A 1,294-nucleotide genomic window follows, 5' to 3' on the forward strand; every position below is an offset into this window, starting at 1 on the left:
TGGTGGAGTGGAATGACACGGTGGTGGATGCTGAGGTGTCGACTTTGCCGGAGTTGTTTGCGGTGCAGGTGGCGCGGGCTCCGGATGCGGTGGCGGTGGTGTTTGAGGGGCGGTCGTTGACGTATCGGGAGGTGGATGCGCGGGCGAATCGGCTGGCGCGGTTGTTGGTGTCTGGTGGGGTGGGTCCGGAGCGTGTGGTGGGGTTGGCTTTGCCGCGGTCGGTGGATTTGGTGGTGGCGGTGCTGGCGGTGGTGAAGGCGGGGGCGGCGTATCTGCCGATTGATATGGATCTTCCGGCTGATCGGATTTCTTTTCTGCTGGGTGATGCTGGGCCGGTGTGTGTGGTGACGGCGTCGGTGGATGCTGCGGTGGGTGTGTTTGGTGGGGTGGAGTGTGTGGTGCTGGGTGATCGGGGTGTGGAGGAGCGGCTGGCTGGGTTGTCGGGTGAGGGGGTGGTTGATGGGGAGCGGGTGTGTTCGTTGCGGCCGTCTCATCCGGCGTATGTGATGTATACGTCGGGGTCGACGGGGCGTCCGAAGGGTGTGGTGGTGTCGCATGCGGGGATTGTGAACCGGTTGGTGTGGATGCAGTCGCGGTATGGGCTGGTTGCGGATGATCGGGTGTTGCAGAAGACGCCGTTCGGGTTTGACGTGTCGGTGTGGGAGTTTTTCTGGCCGTTGCTGAATGGTGCGGTGTTGGTGGTGGCGCGGCCGGGTGGGCATCGGGATCCGGGGTATGTGGCTGGGTTGATTCGTCGGGAGCGGGTGACGACGGTGCATTTTGTGCCGTCGATGCTGGAGGCGTTTTTGGCGGAGCCGGCGGTGGTGGGGTGTGGGGGTTTGCGGCGGGTGATCTGTTCGGGTGAGGCGTTGCCGGTGGCGGTGCGGGATCGGTTTTTCGAGTTGTTTACGGGTGTGGAGCTGCACAATTTGTATGGGCCGACGGAGGCGTCGGTGGATGTGACGTCGTGGGAGTGTGTGCCGGGGCGGGTGGGGGTGGTGCCGATTGGTGCTCCGGTGGCGAATACGCGGGTGTATGTGCTGGATGAGTGGCTGCGTCCGGTGCCGGTGGGTGTGGCGGGTGAGTTGTATCTGGCGGGTGTGCAGTTGGCGCGGGGTTATGCGGGGCGTGGCGGGTTGACGGGTGAGCGGTTTGTGGCGTGTCCGTTCGGGGCTGGGGGTGAGCGGATGTACCGGACGGGGGACCGTGCCCGTTGGACGGCGGAGGGGCAGTTGCTGTTCGTCGGCCGTGCGGATGAGCAGGTGAAGATCCGTGGTTTCCGGATCGAGCCGGG

The 1,294-nt window shown here is 64.9% G+C and carries 1 protein-coding gene; it reads left to right on the plus strand.

What is annotated here, in order from left to right:
• On the plus strand, positions 1–1,294 hold a 1,294-nt coding region (locus KUM49_RS38030), incomplete at both ends, for an amino acid adenylation domain-containing protein (protein WP_217241535.1).

Origin of the sequence: Streptomyces sp. AC555_RSS877 (assembly GCF_019049245.1) — a bacterium.
In the GTDB taxonomy this organism is placed as follows: domain Bacteria; phylum Actinomycetota; class Actinomycetes; order Streptomycetales; family Streptomycetaceae; genus Streptomyces.